Source organism: Saccharopolyspora mangrovi (assembly GCF_035320975.1).
GTDB lineage: Bacteria > Actinomycetota > Actinomycetes > Mycobacteriales > Pseudonocardiaceae > Saccharopolyspora > Saccharopolyspora mangrovi.
This window is the reverse complement of the sequence record NZ_JAWLNX010000042.1, coordinates 21,397-27,572: the sequence shown is the minus strand read 5'-3', so window position 1 is coordinate 27,572 and position 6,176 is coordinate 21,397. Positions and strand designations below refer to the sequence as shown.

Genomic DNA, 6,176 nt, shown 5'->3' with positions numbered 1-6,176 from the left:
CACGATAGGTGATCACGTGGGGTCCTGGTTCCGTGAAGATGATCTTGTGGTGAGACCTTCTTCTACCAGGACCCCACGCCCACATCTCCCAGGCCTACCGCCACCTCACTCCACTGAGATCACCTCAATGGAAGTCGGGAACGCGGTTTCCATGGAAATCGGAGTCCTGATCTCAATGGAAATCGCGAAGTCCCTGGTGCGGGCGGTGTCTCGTCAGGCTTCGGCCGGGGTTTGGGCCGTGGCGGGTTGCTTGGTGTGGGTTTCGCGGAGGTAGTAGGCCGCCGCGAAGGTGCACGCCGACATCGCGAGCAGGAACACCGAGACCGAGGCCGAGGTGCCGGTGGCCGCGAGCAGCGCGGTCATGATGAACGGGGTCCCGCCGCTGACCAGGATCGCCGCCAGCTGGTAGGCCAGTGAGGCGCCCGAGTAGCGGACCGTGGGGTCGAACAGCTCGCTGAGGTAGGCGGCGAGCGGGCCGTAGGTCATGCTCTGCCCGATGCTGCCGACGCACCCGGCCAGCGCGATGAGCCAGATCGACGCGGTGTCGATCAGCCAGAAGAACGGGAACGACCACAGCGCGAGCATCCCGGCGCCGATCAGGATCATCGGGCGTCGGCCCAGCTTGTCGGACCAGGATCCGGAGAAGAAGATCACGAAGATGCCGACCAGCGAGGTCAGCAGCGTGACTCCGAGCAGCTGCTGGCGCGGCAGGCCGAGCTCGCGGGTGCCGTAGTCGAGCAGGCCCGAGATGCCGATGTAGAAGAACGTGTTGGTGGCGAACAGCAGGCCGGCGCCCAGCAGCACGCTGCGCTTGTGGTCGCGCAGGACCTCCATCAGCGGTGCCTTGACGACCTTCTTCTCCTGGCGTTCCTGCAGTTCCTGGAACACCGGGGTGTCCTCGATCTTGAGCTGGATGTAGAGCACGACGGGTGCCAGCACCGCGCTGAACAGGAACGGCAGGCGCCAGCCCCACGAGATGAACGCCTCCTGGCTCATCAGCGCGCCCACTGCCAGGAACGCGACGTTGCCGAAGATGACGCCGAACGGCACGCCCATCTGACCGAACGTGCCGGCCATGCCGCGCTTGCCGCTGGCGCTGTTCTCTGTCAGCAGCAGCACGATGCCGCCCCACTGCCCGCCGACCGCGATGCCCTGCAGGAACCGCAGCGTCACCAGCAGGATCGGGGCCGCGACGCCGATGGTGTTCGCGCTGGGCAGCACGCCGATCAGGAACGTCGCCGCCCCCATCAGGATCAGGCAGGTGACGACGGCTGGTTTGCGGCCGATCTTGTCGCCGAGGTGACCGAAAATCAGTCCGCCGATGGGGCGGGCGATGAACCCGGCCCAGAACGTGGCGAAGGACAGCAGCACGCCGACCAGGGGCGTGGCACCTGGGAAGAACAGCTTGCCGAACACCAGTGCCGCCGCGGTGGCGTAGATGAAGAAGTCGTACCACTCAATCGAGCTGGCGATCAGCGCTGCACCGAGCAGCTTCCTCGGCGTTCTGGGTGGCTCGTTCGCAGTCATGGACAGACTCCCTTGTCTCGTCAGACCGACCGGTTGGTATGACTGTGATGTCCGTCTCGATCGGAGTCAAGGGGGAATCAACAACGGTTTTCGGAGAACGAACGTCCACTCAGCCCGCGTTGAGGACCCGGATCGGGCTCCCCTGCGCGAAGGCGTGGACGTCCTCCACGGTCTCGGTGAAGAACGCCTGGTAGGTGTCGTCGGTGACGTAGCCGATGTGCGGTGTCAGCACGGTGCGCGGGGTGCTTCGCCACGGGTCGTCGGCGGGCAGCGGCTCGGTGCCGTAGACGTCGATGCCCGCGCCGGCGATCCGGCCCTCGTGCAGCGCCGAGCGCAGCGCGGCCTCGTCGACGATGGGACCGCGCGAGGTGTTGATCAGGAACGCGGTGGGCTTCATCAGCGCCAGCTCGGCCGCCCCGACCAGGCCCCTCGTCCGCTCCCCGAGCACCAGGTGGACGCTGAGCACGTCGGACTCGGCGAACAGCTGCTCCTTGCCGACCAGCCGCGCCCCGGCCTCGGCAGCGCGCTGCTCGGTGAGGTTGGTGCTCCAGGCGATCACGTCCATGCCGAAGGCCCGCCCGACCGCGGCGACCTGCGAGCCGAGCCGTCCCAGCCCGAGCACGCCGAGCGTCTTGCCACCGAGCTCGACGCCGACACCGGTCTGCCAGCCGCCCGAGCGGATCTGCCGGTCCTGGCCGGGGATGTCGCGCAGCAGCGCGAAGATCAGCCCCCACGCCAGCTCGGAGGTCGCGCCCCAGCCGGTGCCGCTGCCGGTCCCGGACACCACCACGCCCTGCTCGCGCGCGGCGTCCAGGTCGATGGAGGCGTTGCGCATACCCGTGGTGACCAGCAGCTTCAGGTTCGGCAACCGGGTGAGCACAGCGCGCGGGAAGGGGGTGCGCTCGCGCATCGCCGCGATCACCTCGAACGGCTCCAGCCGCGCCACCAGCTCGTCGGTGTCGCCGATGTGCTCGGTGAACACCTCGACGTCCAGCGACCCCCAGTCGGCGTAGCTCCGGGCGACGTCCTGGTAGTCGTCGAGCACCGCGATCCGCATGTCAACCTCCGCTCCCGCTGACCCGTCCGGCGAAAATCCTACGCAGAAGATCGCGTCCGACCCGGCATGCGCGAGAGACTGGGACACGTGACCGGATCACCCCTGCTGCACCTGCTGCCGCTCAGCACTTTCCACCACGACCGCGACCAGCCCATCTCCGCCGCGAGCCTGCACTCGCAGGGCTTCGTGCACTGCTCCCCCGACGTCTCCACCACGCTGGCCGTGGCCAACAACCTCTACAGCCACGTCGAGGAGCCGATGGTCGCCGTGGAGCTGGACCAGGCGAAGCTGTCGGCACCGGTGCGCTGGGAGGCCGCCGATCCGGCGCCGCCGCCCGGGGTGTCCGGGGACGTGCTGTTCCCGCACGTCTACGGCCCGCTGGACCGCGACGCGGTGATCGGCATCCGCTACGCGCGCCGCGACGTCAAGGGCAACTTCCTGGCGCTGGAGTCGCGCAGCCGCACCGCCGAGGAGTTCGACCTGCTCCCGCACCCCGAGGGCGGCTGGTTCCGGCGCACCTGGGCCAGCGACGTCCAGGTCGAGACCGCCAACGGAACTCGCCCGACCGCGACCGCGATCTACTTCCTGCTGCCGCCGGGCCAGCGCTCGCAGTGGCACCTGGTCGCCTCCGACGAGGTGTGGCTGTGGCACCGGGGCGGCCCGCTGTCGCTCTACCTGGGCGGCACCGGCGCTAGCCCGTCCGAGCACCCCGAGCAGGTGGTGCTGGGAGCGGGCGCAGGTCAGCAGCCGCAGGCGGTGATCCCGGCCGGGACGTGGCAGTGCGCGTCCGCGGCGGCCACGGTGGAGTCGCTGGTCACGTGCGTGGTCTCGCCGGGGTTCGACTTCGCCGATTTCGAGGTGCTGTAGGCCGGTCGAAAGCGTGCCGGGCTCCCGGGCGGCGCATCGCGCCTGGCCCTCCCGCGGAGACCACGCGGCTGCGCGGGCGGCGCATCGTCTCGACGGCGGCGGCCACCGCGGGCAGCGACGTTCCGCGGGCCAGCAGCGCCGCGCGGCGCTTCCGGTAGACGGCGGCGAGGCCGTCGCGCTCGCGATGCCTGCCTCGGCGAGGCGTGCCGGAACCGAGCATGCCGCGTTCCACCCACGACATCACGATCGAGAACCCCAGAACCATCCCGATTCCGACGCTCGCCGCCACTCCGAACCCGGTCAACGAATTCAGCACCGGCAACACCCCCGAAACGTAGCCGGTCCGCACCCACCGGAAGATCGCGCGACGTCACCCGGTACCCCGGCCGGGTCGGCCGTCTCGCTCCCGATCCGTCCGGTGCCGCGCGGATCCACTGTGGCCTGTTGATTTCCACGGTAGGGCCGGGCCGCCTTGAACACCGGACGCGTCGCGCCCCGATCGCCCCAACGGGTGAAAACGAGCCGGTCTCGGATCGATCCGGTACTGCGGACGATCGTTGATCGGGCAATCGAACGCTCACCGGAGCTACCATCGATCGCGCAGTCCACCGCGCTCCAGGCCGGTCGGCGGGCAACCCGCCACGACCGGCGCGCGTGTTGACGCAAAGACCTTTTCCCACGCCGCGCTGCATCTCGGGGAGGTGTCCGCCGTGCGGGGCTACCCCGTCCACCTGCTCTTCCACCTGCTGGCGATCATCGCCGGCGTCGCCTGCGGAGTCGCGGGCGCGCTGTGGTGGTTCGACGGCGACCGCAACGCCCTCTACCTGGCCGTGACCGCCCTAGCAGTGGGAATCGTGGTGCTGCTGCTGCAAGGCCTCTACATCAGCGCCAGCCAGCCCAGGCCGGTTCCGCGCAGGCCGATGCCGCCGGCACCGCCGTCGCACCCCCGGTTCCAGCCGGTCGCCGAGCGCCGCGAGCCGACCCGCCCCGACCTCGAACCCGTGGCGCCGCCGGAAGCCGACGCCGAGTCGGTCGACCAGGAGACCAAGACCTCGGCCCTCGAAGCCCTCAACGAGCACACCAAGCAGCGCTGACGGGTCGCGAACCGCGGGATTCGTCCGGGCGAAAACTGCGGTGTTCGCCCTCGCAGGATTGCGTTGTGTGACCGGAGTCACCATGCTTGGCGGAGGTTCGTCTGGACCGTCCGGGGAGGCCAGCGATGTCGATCATGCGGGTCAAGTCGGTGGAGCAATCGATCCAGGACGCTGAGGCACCGGAATTCCGGCTGCGCCGCGTTCTCGGGGCGATCGATCTCCTGGGCATCGGAATCGGTGCCATCATCGGGACCGGGATCTTCGTGCTCACCGGCGTCGCGGCGGCCACCGACGCCGGGCCGGGCATCTCGATCTCCTTCGTCATCTCCGGCATCGCCTGCGGGCTCGCAGCCCTGTGCTACGCCGAGTTCGCGTCGGTGGTGCCCGTCGCCGGGTCCGCCTACACGTTCTCCTACGCCTCGCTCGGCGAGTTCCTGGCCTGGATCATCGGCTGGGACCTGATGCTGGAGTTCGTCATCGGCGCCTCCACCGTGTCGGTGGGCTGGTCGCAGTACTTCGTCGAAGCGCTCAGCTCGATCGGCCTGGCGCTGCCCGAAGCGCTGACCGCCGCACCGGGCGCGGGCGGAGCGATGAACCTGCCCGCGGCGATCATCGCGCTGCTGCTGACCGTGGTGCTGGTGGTCGGCATCCGGCTCAGCGCGGCGGTGACCAACGTGGTCGTGGCGATCAAGCTGGTCGTGGTGCTGTTCTTCATCATCTTCGGCGCGTTCTTCGTCAAGGCCGCCAACTGGGACCCGTTCATCCCGCCGCACCAGCCGCCGGACCCCAGCGCCGGTGGATCGGTGCTGGACGAACCGGTGGTCAACGCGATCTTCGGCAGCACCGGCTCGTTCGGCGTCAGCGGTCTGGTCGCGGGTGCCGCGCTGGTGTTCTTCGCCTACATCGGCTTCGACATCGTCGCCAGCGGCGCCGAGGAGACCCGCAGGCCGCAGCGCGACATGCCGATCGGCATCCTCGGCTCGCTGGCCATCTGCTCGATCCTCTACGTGCTCGTGTCGCTGGTGATGACCGGCATCGTCAAGTACGACCAGCTGGAAACCGCCGCGCCGATGGCCACCGCCTTCCAGGCCATCGGGGCACCGTGGGCGGTCGGGCTGGTGTCGCTGGGCGCCATCGCCGGTCTGACCACCGTCATCCTGATCCTCATGCTCGGGCAGGCCCGCGTCGGCTTCGCGATGGCCCGCGACGGGCTGCTGCCGGTGTACTTCGCGAAGGTGCACTCCAAGTACCGCACCCCGTACCGGATCACGGTGATCACCGGTGTCGTGGTCGCGATCATCGCCTCGCTGACGCCGATCGACGTGCTCGCCGAGATGACCAACATCGGCACCCTGTTCGCGTTCGTGCTGGTCTCGATCGGCGTGCTGGTGATGCGCCGGACGCGCCCGGACCTGCCGCGCGCGTTCCGCGTCCCGCTGGTGCCGGTGATCCCGATCCTGGCCGCGCTGGCCTGCCTGTACCTGATGCTCAACCTCGAGGGCTGGACCTGGCTGCGCTTCGGCATCTGGATGGCCCTCGGCCTGGTCCTCTACTTCGTCTACAGCAAGCACCGCAGCCGCCTCGCCCGGGGCGAGACCATCGAGCAGGCCGCGGAGGAAGCCGACTGATGC

Annotated in this window: 6 protein-coding genes; 3 read left to right on the top strand and 3 right to left on the bottom strand. The window is 69.2% G+C overall.

The window, feature by feature from the left end; all coding sequences use genetic code 11:
* Positions 1–213: 213 nt before the first annotated feature.
* Both R4I43_RS33515 and R4I43_RS33510 read right to left on the bottom strand, forming a co-directional pair.
* A complete protein-coding gene (locus tag R4I43_RS33515) occupies positions 214–1,527 on the bottom strand; it encodes an MFS transporter (RefSeq protein ID WP_324269750.1) in 1,314 nt (437 codons plus the stop codon).
* 109 nt (positions 1,528–1,636) lie between these two features.
* Complete coding sequence (locus R4I43_RS33510) at positions 1,637–2,584, bottom strand: D-2-hydroxyacid dehydrogenase family protein (protein WP_324269749.1); 948 nt, start codon at positions 2,582–2,584, stop codon at positions 1,637–1,639.
* Between the two features lie 87 nt (positions 2,585–2,671).
* On the opposite strand from R4I43_RS33510, the gene R4I43_RS33505 reads away from it, so the two are divergent.
* Positions 2,672–3,451 (top strand): cupin domain-containing protein, encoded by a 780-nt coding sequence (locus R4I43_RS33505; protein WP_324269748.1) that lies wholly within the window; start codon positions 2,672–2,674, stop codon positions 3,449–3,451.
* Here the strand turns inward: R4I43_RS33505 and R4I43_RS33500 are convergent.
* Positions 3,399–3,767 (bottom strand): hypothetical protein, encoded by a 369-nt coding sequence (locus R4I43_RS33500; protein ID WP_324269747.1) that lies wholly within the window; start codon positions 3,765–3,767, stop codon positions 3,399–3,401. The two genes, R4I43_RS33505 and R4I43_RS33500, sit on opposite strands and share 53 nt — an antisense overlap.
* Positions 3,768–4,161: 394 nt before the next feature.
* Here R4I43_RS33500 and R4I43_RS33495 point away from each other — a divergent pair, with 394 nt between their 5' ends.
* Together R4I43_RS33495 and R4I43_RS33490 are read left to right on the top strand one after the other, a co-directional pair.
* The gene (locus R4I43_RS33495; protein WP_324269746.1) at positions 4,162–4,545 is read left to right on the top strand and encodes a hypothetical protein; all 384 of its coding nucleotides are present in this window, start codon (positions 4,162–4,164) and stop codon (positions 4,543–4,545) included.
* A 125-nt stretch (positions 4,546–4,670) separates the two neighbouring features.
* Positions 4,671–6,173, top strand: coding sequence for an amino acid permease (locus R4I43_RS33490; RefSeq protein WP_324269745.1), 1,503 nt, complete (start codon positions 4,671–4,673; stop codon positions 6,171–6,173).
* The last annotated feature ends 3 nt before the right edge of the window (positions 6,174–6,176 follow it).